Annotated in this window: 16 protein-coding genes; 5 read left to right on the top strand and 11 right to left on the bottom strand. The window is 50.4% G+C overall.

Annotation, left to right across the window (positions count from 1 at the left end; all coding sequences use genetic code 11):
* Window positions 1–103: 103 nt before the first annotated feature.
* The 5 genes from ribBA to glyA all read right to left on the bottom strand — a co-directional run bounded on the left by ribBA (window position 104) and on the right by glyA (window position 4,880).
* Window positions 104–1,213, bottom strand: coding sequence for a bifunctional 3,4-dihydroxy-2-butanone-4-phosphate synthase/GTP cyclohydrolase II (ribBA, locus tag GMA8713_RS09445; protein ID WP_062708453.1), 1,110 nt, complete (start codon window positions 1,211–1,213; stop codon window positions 104–106).
* A 37-nt stretch (window positions 1,214–1,250) separates the two neighbouring features.
* A complete protein-coding gene (locus tag GMA8713_RS09440; protein ID WP_062708450.1) occupies window positions 1,251–1,913 on the bottom strand; it encodes a riboflavin synthase in 663 nt (220 codons plus the stop codon).
* 18 nt (window positions 1,914–1,931) lie between these two features.
* On the bottom strand, window positions 1,932–3,050 hold the full coding sequence (gene ribD, locus GMA8713_RS09435; RefSeq protein ID WP_062708448.1) for a bifunctional diaminohydroxyphosphoribosylaminopyrimidine deaminase/5-amino-6-(5-phosphoribosylamino)uracil reductase RibD: 1,119 nt from the start codon (window positions 3,048–3,050) through the stop codon (window positions 1,932–1,934).
* 8 nt (window positions 3,051–3,058) lie between these two features.
* On the bottom strand, window positions 3,059–3,508 hold the full coding sequence (gene nrdR, locus GMA8713_RS09430; protein WP_002536993.1) for a transcriptional regulator NrdR: 450 nt from the start codon (window positions 3,506–3,508) through the stop codon (window positions 3,059–3,061).
* A gap of 121 nt (window positions 3,509–3,629) precedes the next feature.
* Window positions 3,630–4,880, bottom strand: a complete 1,251-nt coding sequence (gene glyA, locus GMA8713_RS09425) for a serine hydroxymethyltransferase (protein WP_062708445.1) — start codon at window positions 4,878–4,880, stop codon at window positions 3,630–3,632.
* A gap of 554 nt (window positions 4,881–5,434) precedes the next feature.
* On the opposite strand from glyA, the gene GMA8713_RS09420 reads away from it, so the two are divergent.
* Window positions 5,435–6,004, top strand: coding sequence for a DUF6198 family protein (locus GMA8713_RS09420; protein ID WP_062708550.1), 570 nt, complete (start codon window positions 5,435–5,437; stop codon window positions 6,002–6,004).
* Window positions 6,005–6,064: 60 nt separating this feature from the next.
* On the opposite strand, the gene glnB is transcribed toward GMA8713_RS09420, so the two are convergent.
* The 3 genes from glnB to purL form a co-directional block, all read right to left on the bottom strand.
* The gene (gene glnB, locus GMA8713_RS09415; RefSeq protein WP_062708442.1) at window positions 6,065–6,403 is read right to left on the bottom strand and encodes a nitrogen regulatory protein P-II; all 339 of its coding nucleotides are present in this window, start codon (window positions 6,401–6,403) and stop codon (window positions 6,065–6,067) included.
* Window positions 6,404–6,503: 100 nt separating this feature from the next.
* On the bottom strand, window positions 6,504–6,941 hold the full coding sequence (locus GMA8713_RS09410; protein WP_062708439.1) for a GNAT family N-acetyltransferase: 438 nt from the start codon (window positions 6,939–6,941) through the stop codon (window positions 6,504–6,506).
* Window positions 6,942–7,068: 127 nt separating this feature from the next.
* A complete protein-coding gene (gene purL, locus GMA8713_RS09405) occupies window positions 7,069–10,977 on the bottom strand; it encodes a phosphoribosylformylglycinamidine synthase (protein ID WP_062708435.1) in 3,909 nt (1,302 codons plus the stop codon).
* A gap of 298 nt (window positions 10,978–11,275) precedes the next feature.
* On the opposite strand from purL, the gene mltF reads away from it, so the two are divergent.
* Together mltF and GMA8713_RS27680 are read left to right on the top strand one after the other, a co-directional pair.
* The gene (gene mltF / locus GMA8713_RS09400; protein WP_062708433.1) at window positions 11,276–12,814 is read left to right on the top strand and encodes a membrane-bound lytic murein transglycosylase MltF; all 1,539 of its coding nucleotides are present in this window, start codon (window positions 11,276–11,278) and stop codon (window positions 12,812–12,814) included.
* A gap of 121 nt (window positions 12,815–12,935) precedes the next feature.
* A complete protein-coding gene (locus GMA8713_RS27680) occupies window positions 12,936–13,097 on the top strand; it encodes a hypothetical protein (RefSeq protein ID WP_198159481.1) in 162 nt (53 codons plus the stop codon).
* Here GMA8713_RS27680 and tadA read toward each other — a convergent pair.
* A complete protein-coding gene (gene tadA, locus GMA8713_RS09395; protein ID WP_062708430.1) occupies window positions 13,094–13,612 on the bottom strand; it encodes a tRNA adenosine(34) deaminase TadA in 519 nt (172 codons plus the stop codon). The genes GMA8713_RS27680 and tadA overlap by 4 nt on opposite strands.
* 54 nt (window positions 13,613–13,666) lie before the next feature.
* The gene (locus GMA8713_RS09390; RefSeq protein WP_062708428.1) at window positions 13,667–14,551 is read right to left on the bottom strand and encodes a LysR family transcriptional regulator; all 885 of its coding nucleotides are present in this window, start codon (window positions 14,549–14,551) and stop codon (window positions 13,667–13,669) included.
* Window positions 14,552–14,723: 172 nt separating this feature from the next.
* Between GMA8713_RS09390 and GMA8713_RS09385 the strand changes: the two genes are divergently transcribed.
* Window positions 14,724–15,854, top strand: a complete 1,131-nt coding sequence (locus tag GMA8713_RS09385) for an S-(hydroxymethyl)glutathione dehydrogenase/class III alcohol dehydrogenase (protein WP_062708546.1) — start codon at window positions 14,724–14,726, stop codon at window positions 15,852–15,854.
* A 60-nt stretch (window positions 15,855–15,914) separates the two neighbouring features.
* Window positions 15,915–16,757, top strand: coding sequence for an S-formylglutathione hydrolase (gene fghA, locus GMA8713_RS09380; protein WP_062708425.1), 843 nt, complete (start codon window positions 15,915–15,917; stop codon window positions 16,755–16,757).
* A gap of 57 nt (window positions 16,758–16,814) precedes the next feature.
* Here the strand turns inward: fghA and GMA8713_RS09375 are convergent, their stop codons facing one another.
* Window positions 16,815–18,371 (bottom strand): AbgT family transporter, encoded by a 1,557-nt coding sequence (locus GMA8713_RS09375; RefSeq protein ID WP_062708422.1) that lies wholly within the window; start codon window positions 18,369–18,371, stop codon window positions 16,815–16,817.
* Window positions 18,372–18,707 lie beyond the last annotated feature (336 nt).

The following is an 18,707-nucleotide window of genomic DNA, read 5'->3' as shown; positions in this document are numbered from 1 at the left end:
AGCCGCCAGCGGTTATCCGGGCAGGAATTTGCGTCGAATCCTACAGGCTATAAATTAAAAAACGCAGCATAGGCTGCGTTTTCTCTGTCAGCGTCGTTTTAGTTTAGTCGACGACGTACTCGACCACTTTCAGGCCAAAGCCAGATAGTGCATGGTAGCGCTTGTTAGTAGAGGATAACAAACGCATATCCGTCACTCCCAAATCCGCCAAGATTTGCGAGCCGACACCAACACGGCGGCTGGTGCCCTGCCATTTGGCGGCTGCCGGTTTCTCGCCTTTGTCCTGCGCTTCGAAGGTACGTACTTTGTTGATGATGGACGAAGATGACTCTTCTTTACCCAGAATAACCAGCACTCCACCATCAGCATTGATACGTTTCATCGCATCACTCAATGACCAACTACGCTCTGCTGATCGGTCAGAGTGCAGTAAGTCCGTAAAGGTATCCTGAAGGTGAACACGCACCAGCGTTGGCTGGTTGCTCACCTCACCTTTACGCAGGGCATAATGCACCTGGCTGTCGATAGTGTCGCGGTAAGTGATCAGATCAAACTCACCATACTCGGTTGGCAGTTTACATTCTGCCACGCGCTCAATGGTGGTTTCGTTATTGTTACGATATTCAATCAAATCAGCGATGGTACCTAGCTTGATGCCATGCTTCTCTCCGAACTTTTCCAGGTCCGGACGGCGTGCCATGGTGCCATCTTCATTAAGTATTTCAACAATCACACCTGCTGGGGAGTAGCCAGCAAGACGCGCCAAATCACAACCGGCCTCAGTGTGACCCGCTCGGGTCAGCACGCCACCATCCTGCGCCATCAACGGGAAAATATGTCCTGGCTGAACCAAGTCAGCGGCAACTGCATTGGGTGCAACGGCTGCTTCCACTGTTCGCGCACGATCGGCGGCAGAAATACCCGTTGTTACCCCCTCTGCCGCTTCAATCGAAACAGTGAAGGCCGTAGAGAACTGCGCGTTGTTATCGCTGACCATCAGCGGTAAACCAAGGCGTTGGCAACGATCTTTAGTCATGGTGAGACAAATCAGGCCACGGCCATATGTCGCCATAAAGTTGATGGCTTCCGGCGTAATTTTTTCTGCTGCAATGATAAGGTCGCCTTCATTCTCGCGATCTTCATCGTCCATCAGTATAACCATTCTGCCCTGACGGATATCTTCGATAATCTCTTCTGCACTGCTGATTGGCATGGCTCTGTCCCTGTTCTTACCGGTTTGTTCGGTTCAGTTATCTCAAAAAGCCCGATTCGGCGAGCTTTTCCATGGTCAAACCGCCAACACCACTTTGCTGCGCTGCTCGGTCGCCCATCATTAATCGTTCAAGGTAGCGGGCAATCACATCCACCTCGATGTTGACCTGATGTCCAACGACGAAATCTTCAATCGTCGTTTCCAGTGCGGTATGCGGCACAATGGTCAGTTTGAATCGATTGCCATCAATCTCGTTGATCGTCAGACTGATACCATCAATAGTGACAGAGCCTTTTTCTGCCAGATATTTAGCAAGCTCCTTTGGCGCTTCAAGCCAAAACTCAATTGCACGCCCTGTTTGGGTACGAGAAACCACAGTCGCGACACTGTCAACATGGCCGGATACCATATGACCACCAAAACGTGTCGTTGGCAGCATGGCTTTTTCCAGGTTCACTTTCTGGCCTGCTTTATACGTTGCAAACGCAGTGCGATTCAACGTTTCACCCGACAGATCTGCCACATAACCGTTTCCAGTCAAGGCAACCACGGTCAGACACACACCATTCGTGGCAATACTGTCACCTAGCTTGACATCAGCTAGGTCCAGCTTGCCGCTCTCCACGGTTAGCGAAATATCTCCACCTTTTGGGGTGATTTTCTGAATGTGACCAACCGCTTCAATAATTCCTGTAAACATACTAATTCACTTTAAATTTTACTCGGACTGCGGCTTTTGCATGCGAAGACGCACATCGTTGCCAATGCAGGTCACGTCAGTCAACTCGAAGGTTGGCACCTGGTTCATGCAGGTCATTCCCTTCAGGTTAACCAAACCACGGCTGTCGATGCCCATGAGTTTTGGTGCTTGATAGACGATCATCTCATCCACTAAGCCTGCATTCAGCAAACTACCCGCCAGCGTGGCACCTGCTTCTACCCAGATATGGCTGATACCATCTGATGCCAATGCACGCATGGTAATGTTCAGGTCAAGCTTTCCTGAGTCTTTTGCAACAGTCAGCACTTTATACGCATCATTGTCTGAATCTGCTTGAGAAGCTGTCACTATAATAACGTCACCTTCCAAAGAGAAAAGATGGGCATGTTCACTCACCTTCCTTTGGGTATCCAGTATCACGCGTGCAGGTTGACGCAAATCATCTTGGGCATACTCTGCTTTAACAGCGTCAGGCAGCTCTTCCCAGCGCACGTTAAGAGATGGATTATCATCCAGTACCGTCTGACTGGTTGAGAGAATTGCGCTGGCCTGAGCACGGAACGCCTGAACATCTGCACGGGCTTCAGCCCCGGTTATCCACTTGCTCTGACCATTTGCCAGCGCTGTACGACCATCAAGACTGGAGGCCAGCTTTAACTGGACGAACGGCAGACCGGTTTTCATCACCTTGATGAAACCAGGGTTGAGCGCTTCAGCCTGCGCCTGCATTAAACCGACCTCGACCTGAATGCCTGCATCACGCATGCGCTTTATACCACGTCCAGCCACTTTCGGATTCGGGTCTACCATGGAACATATTACGCGGCTAACGCCCGCCGCAACTAATGCGTCAGCACAAGGTGGTGTTCGCCCATGGTGAGAGCAAGGCTCAAGGGTAACGTAAGCAGTGGCGCCTCTAGCTTTCTCACCAGCAGCCTGCAACGCATGCACTTCCGCATGAGGCTCTCCGGCACGGAAATGAAATCCCTCTCCGACGATATCATCGCCTTGAGTGATCACGCAGCCAACATTCGGATTAGGAGCAGTGGTGTAAATACCGCGTTTCGCCAGTTCAAGGGCGCGCAGCATCATTTGAGTGTCAAAAATTGAAAACATGTAACCGCTTATTTTTCCAGGCGGGCTATTTCTTCACCGAAGTCTCGGATATCTTCAAAACTGTGATACACAGAAGCAAAGCGAATGTATGCGACTTTATCAAGTTCTTTCAGTGCATCCATCACCAGATTGCCTACCAATGTCGAAGACACCTCACGTTCGCCTGTAGCGCGAATGGTTGATTTAATGGTGTTAATAGACTTTTCGATATCGTCTGTGCTCACCGGACGCTTTTCGAGAGCTCGTTGAATACCGCCACGCAATTTATCTTCGTTAAATGGCTCTCGGTTGCCATTAGTTTTGATGATACGCGGCATCACCAGCTCTGCAGTTTCGAACGTAGTATAACGTTCGTTACACGCCAAACACTGGCGACGACGACGCACCTGATGGCCGTCTGCGACCAGTCGTGAATCAATGACCTTGGTGTCATTCGCACCACAAAATGGACAGTGCATCTCGCCTCCTTAAACAATTGGTGAACAGTGTAACCGATTTGCAGACTTGAGAAAGCGCGAAAGTGGTGAAAATAGGCACAAAAAAAGCACCCGAAGGTGCTTTTTTCAATCAGATAACAACTTATGCGTAAACTGGCAGACGTTTGCAGATTTCCAGCACCTTCGCTTTGGTTGCTTCGATAACTTCTGCGTTTTCAATGTCATCCAGAACATCACACATCCAGTTCGCCAGCTCTTTCGTATCTTCCTGAGTAAAACCACGGCGGGTGATCGCCGGGGTTCCAACACGGATACCAGAAGTGACGAATGGGCTACGTGGGTCGTTTGGCACGCTGTTCTTGTTCACAGTGATGTTTGCTGCACCCAGCGCTGCATCTGCATCTTTACCCGTGATGTTCTTGTCAATCAGATCCACAAGTAACAGGTGGTTTTCAGTACTGTCAGATACGATCTTGTAACCGCGCTCTTGGAACTGACCTACCATGGCTTTTGCATTGTCAACAACACGCTGCTGGTAAGCTTTGAACTCTGGCTCCATCGCTTCTTTGAAAGCAACGGCTTTTGCCGCGATCACGTGCATCAAAGGACCACCCTGACCACCTGGGAAGACAGCTGAATTCAGCTTCTTGTACATATCTTCGCCTGCATTAGACAAGATAAGACCGCCGCGTGGGCCCGCCAGGGTTTTGTGGGTGGTGGTAGTCACAACGTGTGCATGTGGGATTGGCGTTGGGTATACACCGGCTGCAACAAGACCAGCAACGTGCGCCATATCAACAAGCAGGTAAGCGCCTGCTTTGTCTGCAATCTCACGCATTCGCGCCCAATCAACGATTTGTGAGTAGGCAGAGAAACCGCCGATAATCATCTTAGGTTTGTGCTCAAGCGCCAGTGATTCCATCTCGTCGTAGTTGATTTGGCCTGCTTCGTCGATACCGTAAGGAATCACATTGTAGTGCTTACCAGAGAAGTTAACCGGTGAACCGTGAGTCAAGTGACCACCATGAGCCAGGCTCATGCCCAGAACAGTGTCGCCCGGATTCAGCAGTGCCATGTAAACAGCGCTGTTTGCCTGAGAACCTGAGTGTGGCTGAACGTTCGCGTACTCGGCACCGAACAGTTCACATGCACGGTCGATAGCCAACGCTTCCGCTTTGTCTACGTACTCACAACCGCCGTAGTAGCGCTTGCCTGGGTAACCTTCCGCATATTTGTTCGTCAGCTGGGAACCTTGCGCTTCCATAACGCGAGGGCTGGTGTAGTTTTCTGACGCGATGAGCTCGATGTGCTCTTCCTGACGTGCAGTTTCTTCCTGGATCGCGGCAAACAGCTCCGCATCGTAATCAGCGATGTTCATGTCACGCTTTAGCATCTGTATCTCCTGACTCAGATAGTTCCCTGGGTACCAAGTTGACCGGATAACTCGCGCTGGCAAATTATCTGCTCAACCTGGCTTGGGTTGATTTACACCAAATTGAAAACGCCAGTATCCACGCGGACGCAAACGTTTTCGTCATTGCATTCCTATTGGCTGCGATTCTACAAAATTTGTTGCGCAACAGGTAGTAGGAATCACATTTTTTTTGCCTGAGTGAACATGGTCTTTTCTCATTCCAATCATGAATTGAATTCACATTGACCAATGTCACATACTGTAAACCACAGAACTTTACACTCCGTAAGCCGTTGGTGACACAAGCGCTTACGCAAGTTCATCCCGCCTCTTTTCTCCCTTATACAATCTCTTTAAGATGCCCTGCTTTTCATTCGCTTATAGTGAAAGCAGTGCCGTGGAATGATTCCAGAGAGAATCAAGCATCCCGGCTTTTTGCGAGTACATTCTTGCGTCGTGAATCCCTTTAAAAACGACACATTTTAGGAGTTATTGCGTTGAGCTATCAGCCCAAACATTCACAGTTAGAAGACATGATTGCGATCCTGTCTGGTGCGTTCATTGTGGCACAGGGTGTTTATTTCCTTCAGCAAGCAGGCTTGCTGACTGGTGGTACGACAGGTCTGGCACTTTTAGTCGCCCAGTTTACCGACCTCTCTTTCGGTACCCTTTACTTTCTAATGAACGTGCCTTTCTACATCATGGGATGGCACCGTTTCGGTACCCAGTTTGCCCTACGCAGTGTTTTTGTAGGCGCTATGGTTTCGTTAATCGTTGACCACATCTCCCATGTATTTACCATCGGCTGGCTTCAACCACTTTACTGCGGTTTGATTGGCGGTCTTCTAATGGGTGTGGGCATGTTGATGATCTTTCGTCACAACGCAAGCCTTGGCGGTTTTAATGTAATGGCTCTCTTCTGCCAGGATAAGTTTGGCATTCGCGCAGGCAACGTTCAGATGACAATTGATATTGCGATCCTGCTGGCTTCATTCTTTTTTGTCTCACCATGGCTGCTTGCCTGTTCGGTAATTGGGGCATTTGTACTGAACCTAGTGCTAACCATGAACCATAGGCCAGACCGCTATGTGGTTTGTTATTAAACGCAATTGAAACGAAAAGACCGCCAGTCGGCGGTCTTTTATCAATAGTCAGTTAGGCGATTAGATCGCCTCTTCATCTTCTTCTCCGGTACGAATACGCACTACGCGCTCGACGTCGGTCACAAAAATCTTACCATCACCGATCTTCCCGGTTTGTGCTGTTTGCACAATGGTTTCCACACATTGGTCCGCCGCATCGTCTGCTACCACGATTTCCAATTTTACTTTTGGCAGGAAGTCCACCATGTACTCGGCACCGCGATACAGTTCGGTATGGCCTTTTTGGCGACCGAAGCCTTTAACTTCAGACACCGTCATACCTGTGATTCCGACTTCTGCCAGCGCTTCGCGCACGTCGTCAAGCTTGAACGGCTTGATAATCGCTTCAATTTTTTTCATATCGCATTCCCTTAAATTCTGGATTAAGCAAACAGCTCACTACTTTAATTGTAACCTTATACCACCCCGTTGGCGCGGTTTTCCTAAATAGAATCCCTTATTAAACTAGAGACTTCTTCCACGTCGTGGTTTTAGTTTCACCACAAGCAAAAGGAGGCTCGTAGCCGGAATTGGTCAACAGCACCTGCATAGGTTTACGTCCAATGACTGCACCGCAGTCCACTTTAAGCTCGCAAGTGACGGTTGCGGCATAGGCCTCTAGCGCATTCAGTAGGTTTTTACCTATCCCCTGCAGACGGCTTGCCTGATCGACTTCAAGCAGGGTTAAGGTTGCATCTTCAACCATGATGCCGTTATGGCGCTTTTCATGTTGAAGCACAGCCACAGCAACAGGTTCACCCTTTTTTTCGGCAACCAACATAGGGAGCTCTTTCGTCGATTCAGGATCGTTTAGTTTTGCCAGCGAAGGAAAACGGCGCTGAAGGGAATCCGGCATTGTTCCGGAAGGAATGAGCGTAAAGCTGATCGCACTGTCCATTGCATTTCTCTCCGTAAAATTGCCGGAACACTTTACCCTCTTGCCGATACAGGATGCAATCGGATAAAAAAGCCGCCACCAGAAGGTAGCGGCTTGTGTCACAAGTTTGGTGTTTAAAACGTCCTGATTAGCCCAGCTTGACGCGCGCGTTACGGAACATACGCATCCAAGGGCTGTCTTCACCCCAGTTATCTGGGTGCCATGAGTTCGCCACAGTACGGAATACACGCTCTGGGTGCGGCATCATGATGGTCACACGACCATCACGGGTTGTCAGACCGGTAATACCATTTGGTGAACCGTTCGGGTTCGCCGGGTAATCCTGAGTCACCTTACCGAAGTTATCCAGGTAACGCAGTGCAACCGTACCTGATTGCTCGATCGCAGCCAGATGCTCAGCATCACGCACTTCTACACGGCCTTCGCCATGAGAAACCGCGATAGGCATGTGAGAGCCCGCCATACCGCTCAGGAACAAAGATGGGTTTTCCTGAACCTGAACGAGGCTAAAGCGTGCTTCAAAGCGCTCAGATTCGTTGCGAACGAAACGAGGCCACAAGTCAGCGCCTAGAATCAGTTCGTGCAGGTTAGACAGCATCTGACAGCCGTTACACACTCCCAGTGCGAACGAATCGCCGCGATGGAAGAAACGCTCAAACTGGTCACGCGCCTGCTCGTTGAACAGGATAGATTTCGCCCAACCTTCACCAGCGCCCAACACGTCGCCGTATGAGAAGCCGCCACAAGCTACTAAGCCGTTGAACTCTTCCAGCGAAATGTTGCCTGCCAGCACGTCGCTCATGTGAACGTCTTTAGCATCAAAGCCAGCGCGGTCAAACGCCGCTGCCATTTCAACGTGGGAGTTTACGCCCTGCTCACGCAAAATTGCCATTTGAGGACGCGCACCCATTGTGATAAACGGTGCCGCCACGTCTTCCTGAACATCGAAGGTCAGGTTCGCTGACAGACCTGGATCGGTAACGTCTTTCTTCGCATCAAACTCTTGCTGAGCACCGCGTGGATTATCACGCATTGCCTGCATTTGGTAAGTGGTTTCCGCCCAAATGGTACGAAGCTCAGTACGGTTCTGATCCAGCACCAGTGCATCACCATTCCAGACACGGAGAGCATCGTCTTCTGTCAGGGTGCCAATCACATGGCTACATGCTTCCAGGCCGTGTGCAGACAGCGTCGACAGCACAGAATCCAAATCTTCGGTGCGAACCTGAACAACAGCGCCCAACTCTTCGTTGAACAACGCTGCCAGCTCGTCGCTGCACTCGCCTTCAGCAGACAGGGTGTTGATATCCACTTCTAAGCCAACGTGACCAGCAAACGCCATTTCCGCCAGTGTCACATAAAGGCCACCGTCACCACGGTCATGGTAAGCCAGCAGTTTTTCGTCGCGAACCAGCGTTTGCATCGCGTTGAAGAAGCCTTTCAGCAGCTCTGGGCTGTCAACATCAGCAGGTTTGTCACCCAGCTGCTTGTAAACCTGCGCCAGTGCAGTTGCACCCATACGGTTTTGGCCTTGACCAAGGTCGACCAATACCAGTGCACTGTCGCCTTTGTCAGTGCGAAGCTGAGGCGTTACTGTCTTACGTACGTCTTCGACACGGCCGAATGCGGTAATGATCAAAGACAGTGGCGAGGTGTTTTCTTTCTGCTCGCCCTTCTCGTCCCAGCGGGTCTTCATCGACATCGAGTCTTTACCCACAGGAATAGTCAGATCCAGCGCTGGACAAAGCTCTTCACCCACCGCTTTCACTGCTTCATACAGACCAGCATCTTCGCCCGGATGGCCCGCTGCTGCCATCCAGTTTGCAGACAGCTTAATGCGCTTCAGGTCGCCGATGTCAGAACAAGCAATGTTAGTCAGGGATTCCGCAACAGCCAGACGTGCAGACGCAGCAAAGTCCAGCAGTGCAACTGGCGTGCGCTCACCCATGGACATCGCTTCACCGTGGTAAGTGTCATAACTAGCAGCCGTTACCGCACAGTTCGCCACAGGCACCTGCCAAGGGCCGACCATTTGGTCACGCGCAACCAAACCCGTCACGGTGCGGTCACCGATGGTGATAAGGAAGGTTTTCTCTGCCACCGAAGGCAAACGCAGCACACGCTGGGTCGCTTCTTCGATGTTGATACCGTCACGGACAATCGTCTGACCCTCCACTTTCAGAGAGGTCACGTCACGATGCATTTTCGGTGGCTTGCCAAGCAGAATGTCCATCGGCATGTCTATAGGCGTGCTGTCAAAGTGGCTGTCTTCCAGCGTCAGGTGACGCTCTTCAGTCGCTTCACCTACCACCGCGTAAGGTGCACGTTCGCGCTTACAGATAGCATCGAACACGTCCATGTTTTCTGGCGCAACCGCCATCACATAGCGTTCTTGAGATTCGTTACACCAAATTGCCAGTGGGCTCATACCCGGCTCGTCATTCGGTACGTCACGCAGCTGGAATTTACCGCCGCGCTCGCCGTCATCCACCAGCTCAGGCAAGGCATTCGAAATACCACCCGCGCCCACGTCGTGGATAAACGCAATTGGGTTTTGCTCGCCAAGCTGCCAACAGCGGTCAATGACTTCCTGACAGCGTCGTTCCATCTCAGGGTTTTCACGCTGAACAGAAGCAAAATCCAGGTCTTCGGTCGACTGGCCAGACGCCATTGACGACGCAGCACCACCGCCCAGACCGATATTCATCGCAGGGCCGCCAAGAACAATCAACTTCGCGCCGACTGGGATTTCTTTTTTCTGCACGTGCTGATCACGGATATTGCCCATGCCGCCCGCAATCATGATTGGCTTGTGGTAACCACGTACTTCTTCACCGTTGTGCGAGGTCACTTTTTCCTCGTAAGTACGGAAGTAACCCAGCAGGTTCGGACGGCCAAATTCGTTGTTAAAAGCGGCGCCACCCAGAGGACCTTCCAGCATAATATCCAGCGCGTTCACAATGCGGTTTGGCTTGCCGAAATCAGTTTCCCAAGGCTGCTCAAAGCCCGGGATACGCAGGTTAGATACTGTAAAACCAACCAATCCCGCTTTTGGCTTACCGCCGATACCGGTTGCGCCTTCGTCGCGGATTTCACCACCAGAGCCGGTTGAAGCACCTGGCCATGGAGAAATCGCCGTTGGGTGGTTGTGGGTTTCCACTTTCATCAAGATATGTGCGTCTTCCTGATGGTAATCATATTGGCGTGACTCTGGATTCGGGAAGAATCGACCCACATTAGAACCCGTCATCACAGCTGCGTTGTCTTTGTACGCTGACAACACGTAGTCACTGTTGTGTTCGAAAGTGTTTTTGATCATCTTGAACAGGCTCTTTCGCTGTTCAACACCATCGATGGTCCAGTCTGCGTTGAAGATCTTGTGACGACAATGCTCTGAGTTTGCTTGTGCAAACATCATCAGTTCGATGTCGTTCGGGTTACGACCCAGCTTGGTGAAGCTTTCCACCAGATAATCAATTTCGTCTTCCGCCAGTGCCAGACCCAACTCAACGTTGGCCCTTTCCAGCGCTTCGCGTCCGCCACCCAAGACATCAACTGCCGTCATTGGTGCAGGTGTTGCCGCTTGGAACAATGCAGAAGCTTCTTCGAACTGTCCGAATACCACTTCCATCATGCGATCGTGAAGCAGGCCAGTCAGCGTCTTTTTCTGTGTTTCTGACAGCTCACCAGACAACTCGACATAGTAAGCAGTGCCACGTTCAAGGCGTTTGATTTGGGCTAGGCCACAGTTGCGGGCGATGTCGGTCGCTTTAGAGGACCAAGGGGAGATGGTGCCGGGGCGTGGTGTTACAAGGAAGAGAGTTCCTGTAGGTGCGTGCTCTGCGATCGTTGGACCATAAGTGAGCAAGCGATCCAGTTTTTGCTTTTCGTCCTCACCCAAAGGCGCGCTGAGATCAGCAAAGTGGATATACTCTGCATAGAGGCTGGTGACAGGCAAATCATTTGCTTTGCAGCTTTCCAGCAGTTTTTGGACTCGAAATTCGGACAGAGCGGGGGAACCACGCAAAATTTCCATGTGCGTACGTCTCTCGGTTAGCAGTGAATTAAAGTGATATTGACCTAACCCCATGATTTACATTGCGCAAATGAGATTGGAGAGCCATGTCGATACCACTTCTAAAGGCTTCGGGGCGGTATTATAGGGTAAAAAGGTGAGCGACGTAACACTTGACGCAACCGTTTGCGTAACTTTTTTTGACTGGCGTTTATTGTCACTATTCTGAGTATTCGCCAAGTAACGGTTGCTGCTTAACTTTCCGCGTCCAGCCAGCTTTGATATAACAGTCCTACGAAATACGAGTGAGCATAATTTTTTGAACCAGAACGCTGTAAAACGAACCTACACACTACTCACTGGCTTTTTTCTGATACTTTTTCTCGCTGGCTGCGAGTGGAAGTACGACGACAGAACGGCGCTGGAAAAAATCCGCGATCGCGGCGTATTGCGTGTAGGCACCCTGAACAACCAGCTTTCATACTACATCGGCCCCGATGGCCCGACAGGCCTCGACTATGAACTCGCCTCCCAATTTGCCCAAAGTCTGGGCGTTAAGCTTGAGATGCAACCAGCCTATACCCTGTCTGGGCTTTTCCCTGCCCTTGAACGTGGTGATGTTGACATCATAGCCGCAGGTTTAACCATCACCAAAGACCGCCTCGAACATTTCCGTCCGGGACCAGCTTACTACTATGTTAGCCAACAACTGGTTTACAAAAATGGCCATTGGCGTCCACGGCACCTCACTGAGTTAAACAAAGATGGGGCTCGCGTTGCTGTCGTTGAAGGCTCAAGTCATGCCCTTACCCTAAAGGCGATTCAGCGCGAATACCCAGAGCTTGTCTGGGAAAGTGTCAAAGACATAGATGACGATGAGCTTCTCAAACAAGTTGCCGATGGCAAGCTGGACTTCACTATCGCTGACTCTGTCGATATTGCATTGGTACAACGCACCCACCCAACCATCACAGTTGCATTGGATTTAACTGAAGATGAGCCTGTTGCCTGGTTCATGAAAAAATCACAGGACGACAGTGTTTACGCTTTAATGATTGAGTTTTTCGGCAAGAAAACCCAAAGCGGTGAACTGGCAGCACTTGAAGAGAAATACTTCGGCCATGTAGACAGCTTCGACTTTGTGGATACCCGCGCCTTTCTGCGCGCTATCGATACCAAGTTGCCGAAATGGGAACCATTGTTTAAGAAATATGCCGACGAGTTTGACTGGCGCTTGCTTGCCGCTCTTTCTTATCAGGAATCTCACTGGAACCCACGCGCCGTCTCTCCAACTGGCGTTCGCGGCATGATGATGTTGACGCTGCCAACAGCCAAATCTGTAGGTGTTAAAAACCGACTCGACCCGGAGCAAAGCATCCGAGGCGGCGCCGAGTACTTGCGCAAAATGCTGCACCGTGTGCCAGACAGCGTTAACGAGCACGAGAAAATCTGGTTTGCGTTGGCTTCCTACAACATTGGCTTCGGCCATATGATGGACGCTCGCCGTCTGACCAAGGCACAGGGTGGAAACCCAGACTCTTGGGCGGATGTGAAACAACGTCTGCCACTATTGGCCAAACGCCAGTACTACAAGCAAACCCGCTACGGTTATGCGCGTGGTTACGAAGCACTCAGCTATGTAGAAAATATCCGTCGCTACTACCAGAGTATTGTTGGCTATGATCAGGATAAAGCAGAGGCTATCACCAGTGATATCGCTGACGACCTTGAAGGATTGCAAACCATCATAGTAGAAGATGTACCCGGTGAAGGGGTAAGTGAGGTTATTGATACGCTTGAATCGGCCCCCGTAACAGATGAAGCAGAGAGTGCGGAAAAAACGCCGGAAGCTCAATAATAAGCCAACAGGAAGAACGGGGTTTATCAGAGAATCATGCTGTCATCGTGCTTTAATAAAAGATGATTATAAATACCTATAAGCGCAGCGAGGCTGCGCTTATTTTTTAAAAGGAACGACGATGTTTGCAAGAAAACGAAAGGTACAGGCTAACTTCGCCCGTAACTCCAGTGCGGCGTCGAACCGTCGTAAACGCCAACGCAATGTGGCACTGAAGAAGGTGCTATGGCGCCAACGCACTTTCGCTATCCGCGAATTCGCCATGATGGACGAGAGTTTTTAATTTTCGTCAGAAGGGCTTTGCGCAGCTTTACGCGCTTCTTTTTCCGCTTTCTTTTCTGAGCGACGACGGCGGAAAAATGCCTGCAACTGCTCGCGACACTCCTCTTCCAACACCCCACCCTGATACTGAACATGATGGTTAACGCCTTCATAGCTCAGCAAATTCATGACACTCCCTGCGGCTCCCGTTTTATAATCGGGCGCGCCAAACACCACTTTGCCAATCCTGCTATGCACCATGGCGGACGCACACATTGGGCAAGGCTCCAAGGTGACATAAAGCACCGCATCCAACAGGCGGTAGTTTTGCAATACTTTTCCTGCTTGGCGCAACGCAATCATTTCAGCATGGGCGGTAGCATCATGTTGGCCAATCAAGCGATTCCAGCCTTCTCCAATGACCACGCCTTCATGCACGACAACTGCGCCGACGGGAACTTCACCTTCGGATTCTGCTTTGCCTGCCAGCTCCATCGCCAGGCGCATAAACTGCTGATCTAATTCGCTCTTTGTCACTGTGTGCCTTTACTTCAATCTTGCTATGCGCCGGAGTATATCACTCCATGCTCCTCAATCCTTAGCCTGATTCGCCAGTTTAGCCGCCAGAAAATCCACCAGCAGTTTAACGCGAAGAGGCTGCAGTCGGCGGTGGGGGAACAGCGCCCAAATCCCCTCTTCCAAATCCTCGTAAGCATTCAGCACCTTGACGACCTCACCGCTTTCCAACGCCTCCTGCAAGTAATAATCCGGAAGCTGAATTAACCCATTACCGCGAATTGCGGCATCCAGCAAGGCAATACCACTGTTGCATCGAAGGTTGCCACGAACACGTACAGAGCGCTCCTTACCCTCCTCTCTAAAACGCCAGTAGTCATGCTGACCACGGAGGCAATTATGTTGTGCCAGTTCGGAAAGCGTATGGGGGGTACCAAATTTGGAGAGGTAATCTGGCGAACCGCAAACAATCAAACGACGTGTAGCCAGGCGCTTGCACACCATGGAGGAGTCCACCAAGCGCCCTAACCTTAACGCCACATCACAAGATGAGTCGACAAGGTCTAGCGTCGCATTGGTCAGGTCGACCTCTATTTGAATTTCGGGGTAGGCTTGCATGAAATCGAGGATCAGCGGCATCACCACTTTTTCCCCATAGGTCACAGGCGCTGTTAGCTTAATGTGTCCATTCGGCGTCTCGTGCAACTGAGTCACTGCACTCTCTGCCTCTTTCAGGCCATCAGCTAACAAGCGGCAATGTTGATAGTAAATATCACCTTCTTCTGTGGTTGAAACCTTTCGCGTGGTGCGAAATAAAAGGCGGGTATTGAGCCTCTCCTCCAGCAATGCTACCTGTCTGCTGACATGCGCGGTCGATGCGCCTAACCGCTTAGCTGCTTTGGTAAAGCTGGCCGTTTCGACCACAGCCAGAAACTCTGAAACCCCTTGCCAATCCGACATTATTTCTCACCAGTAAAAGTTAATTGCAATCCAAGTGGATTATCACACGTTTAGAAATAAATAGACTAATACTCAATTCCGGCGTGTCACAAAAGTGAACTCGCTCCTTCAACTTATATCGCCTAGGGTTAGACGTTAAGGGACTAGCCCTTTACCAATGAGGATGCTTGCAATGGCAGAACAATTTATCAAATCACGCGCAGCGATTGCCTGGGAAGCAGGCAAACCACTCAGCATTGAAGAAGTGGATGTCATGCTGCCTAAAGCGGGCGAAGTACTGGTGCGTATTATCGCAACCGGCGTTTGCCACACCGATGCATTCACCCTGTCAGGTGATGACCCAGAAGGTATCTTCCCAGCTATTCTGGGCCACGAAGGCGGCGGTATTGTTGAACAAGTGGGTGAAGGTGTCACCAGCGTTCAAGTGGGTGATCATGTTATTCCTCTCTACACCCCAGAATGTGGCGAATGTAAGTTCTGTAAATCAGGTAAAACCAACCTGTGTCAGAAAATCCGTGAGACTCAAGGCAAAGGCCTGATGCCAGACGGCACGACCCGCTTTTACAAAGATGGTCAGCCAATCTACCACTACATGGGCTGCTCAACTTTCTCTGAGTACACAGTATTGCCTGAGATTTCTCTGGCCAAAGTGAACAAAGATGCGCCGCTCGAGGAAGTCTGTCTTCTCGGCTGTGGTGTTACCACCGGTATGGGCGCAGTGCTCAACACCGCTAAGGTCCAAAAAGGCGACACTGTCGCTGTGTTTGGTCTGGGTGGCATCGGTCTTTCAGCAATCATTGGTGCAGCAATGGCAGGTGCAAGCCGCATCATTGGTGTCGATATCAATGAGAGCAAGTTCGAACTGGCTCAAAAGCTGGGCGCGACTGACTGCATCAACCCAAGCAAGTACGACAAGCCAATTCAGGACGTCATTGTTGAACTGACCGACGGCGGAGTGGATTACTCCTTCGAATGTATCGGTAACGTCAATGTCATGCGTTCAGCACTCGAGTGCTGCCATAAAGGCTGGGGCGAGTCTGTGATCATCGGTGTTGCCGGTGCTGGTCAGGAAATCTCTACTCGTCCATTCCAACTGGTTACCGGTCGCGTATGGCGTGGTTCTGCATTCGGTGGTGTAAAAGGTCGTTCAGAGCTACCAGAGATCGTCGAGCGTTACATGGCAGGTGAATTCGCTTTGGATGACTTCATCACCCACACCATGGGCCTTGATGGTATCAACGAAGCGTTTGACCTGATGCACGAAGGCAAGAGCATCCGCTCTGTTATCCATTACGACAAGTAAACAACGCCACAAAATAAACCCCACGCAGGCGGTGAAAAACCGCCTGCTTTGGAGTCCAACATGAGTCTTGAAAACATAAGCAGTAACCGCAGTTTTGGCGGTTGGCATAAGCAGTACACTCATACCTCACGTACTGTTCACTGCAACATGCGTTTCGCCATTTTCCTGCCTCCTCAAGCATCAGAATCCAATCGAGTGCCGGTGCTCTACTGGTTGTCAGGACTGACCTGCAGTGACGAAAACTTTATGCAGAAAGCCGGCGCACACCGTGTCGCTGCCGAGCTGGGTATTGCTATCGTTGCCCCTGACACCAGCCCACGTGGCGACAATATTCCTGATGATCCTGAAGGTGCGTACGATTTTGGTATCGGTGCTGGCTTCTACCTGAATGCGACCGAAGCACCTTGGAACCGTTTCTATCACATGTACGATTACGTGGTAAAAGAGCTTCCTGCTGTTATCGAAGCGCACTTCCCGGTCAGTGATGTGAAGGCGATTTCCGGTCACAGCATGGGGGGACACGGTGCCCTGACAATCGCACTGAAAAACAGTGACGATTACCGTTCTGTTTCTGCATTCAGCCCAATTGTGAATCCCGCTGCTGTCCCTTGGGGCGAAAAGGCTTTTACCAATTATTTAGGTGAAGACCGCCAAACCTGGCTGGAATACGACAGTTGCGCCTTAATCAAAAAAGCAGATAAGCACTTGCCAATGCTGATTGATCAAGGTGATGGTGACCAGTTCCTGCATGAGCAACTGAAGCCAGGAAACTTGCTCCAAGCTGCAGAAGAAGCAGGTTATCCGCTGGAGCTTCGAATGCAGGAAGGCTACGACCACAGCTACTACTTCATTTCGAGCTTTATCGAAGATCACCTCCGGTTCCATGGAGAGCATTTGAAGTAACGATTCAAACAAAAAAACCCGGCCGAAGCCGGGTTTTTCTATTCTTGCTGCGCCTGATCAGAAGCCCAGAGGAATGTTGAAGCTGAAGAACACAATCAGCAAGGTTGTCCATACGGTCAGGAACGCTGCTGAGTATGGCACCATCATCGCAATCACATCACCAAACGTCAGATCAGATTTGTACTTACGCATGAAGGCTAGGATAACACCTGCATAGGTCATCATTGGCGTGATGATGTTGGTGGAAGAATCCGCCACACGGTAAGCCGCAGAAACCATATCTGGTGTCATGTTCGGGTTAACCTGATACAGCATTGGGATGAAAATTGGCCCCAGCAGCATCCATTTCGATGTCAAACCACCCACAAACAGGTTGATCAGCGCAGTGGTAAGAATGAAGCCAATGATGAGAAGGATTGGGAAGTTTTCCAGACCCAGTGAAGACAAGGTGGTCGCACCTAGGTAAGTGATGTAAACACCCAAGCCTGAGTAACTCAGTACCGCCAGGAAGTTATGGCTGAAGAAAGTCAGAACCAGAACATAACCAAAGGTGTTCATCTGCTTCACCATGGCATTCACTACGTCTTGTAGAGACTTGAACTTGCCCGTGCTGTAACCAAAGCAAATACCCGTTACCGCAAACACCATCGCAATCAGCAGGATCACATTGTTCATGTAAGGGGTAACTGTGCGGCCAGCCTCGTTGGTGTATGGCGCGAGGGGACCCATTGCCAGCGTAACAATCGCAGCCAGAGAAGCAATCAGACCGAGACCAGCAGCGCGCAGACCCTTTTGTTCGCTCTCGCTGACAGATAAATCGCTCTGATCCAAGTCTTCAGGTAGCGTGTACTCCATCTTTTCCAAACGAGGTGCGACAAAGCGTTTGGTGACCCAAGCACCTAGGATCGCCAGCATGAAGGTGGAAACAAAGATGAAGAAATAGTGCATGGTCGCAGGGTTTAGCACTTCACCTGCTGCGGTCTCAAAAGGCACGCCTTGAGATTCTGCAAACACACGTGCATTCAGACCAATAATGACGTCAACCGGGGTTGCAGGAATCAGGTTTGCACTAAAGCCCGCGGAGACACCTGCGAACGCAGCAGCCATACCGATCAGTGGGTTTTTACCCACACCTGCGTACAACATACCCGCCAATGGGATAAGCACCAGATAACCGGCATCCGTCGCGATGGAGCTCATGATACCTAGGAATACCAGCAGCATCGGCAGCCATTTCTCATTCAGGCGAAGGCCAACACGCTTAATCACTGCCCCCAGAAGGCCAGAGTTCTCAGCAATACCGACACCAAGCATCACCACAAGGATGACACCGAGTACGCCATGGCCGAACGACAGCCAGTTTTCAAGGATCGCATTATCAAACATCCAGCGAACGTTTTCTGTTGCCAGCATGCTCTTCACAGTGTGGCTGACAGGATTACCATCTGCCCCTGTGGTTTGGAATTCCATTCCGCCGATCAAACCTGTAATGGCCAATGCAGCCACAAAAAGGAACATAAAAATGATCACAGGATCGAGGATTTTTATACCTACGCGTTCAATAAACGCAATCGCGCCATTCTGTTGCGGCGCTCCTTGTGAAGCTTGACTCATGTCATACCACCTTTTCGATGAGTTCTAACCTTGATTGACCATTCGCCGAAACGAGCATGCGATGAAATCAGGTATATCCGTTACTTTTGCCGCAAGAACTTAGCAGATGCCACTTTTGGAGTAAAACTCCAATAAATGAGATTACAAAGGAGATAATGCCAAATCAACATTAAGAGTCAGGACTTATGACAGATTGAAGACAGCACTGCAGATAATAGTGTGAGATAACGTAAACATCCCAGAAGATACATCCTTTATACAAAATATCAAAAATACATTAGTGTATAGATGTATGTTTTGATAATGTTGCGCTGATGTAGCACGTATTATTGGAGA

The organism is Grimontia marina (genome assembly GCF_900060185.1).
In the GTDB taxonomy this organism is placed as follows: Bacteria; Pseudomonadota; Gammaproteobacteria; order Enterobacterales; family Vibrionaceae; genus Enterovibrio; species Enterovibrio marinus.
Note: the sequence above shows the minus strand (reverse complement) of the source record. Positions and strands in the feature narration are given on the sequence as shown.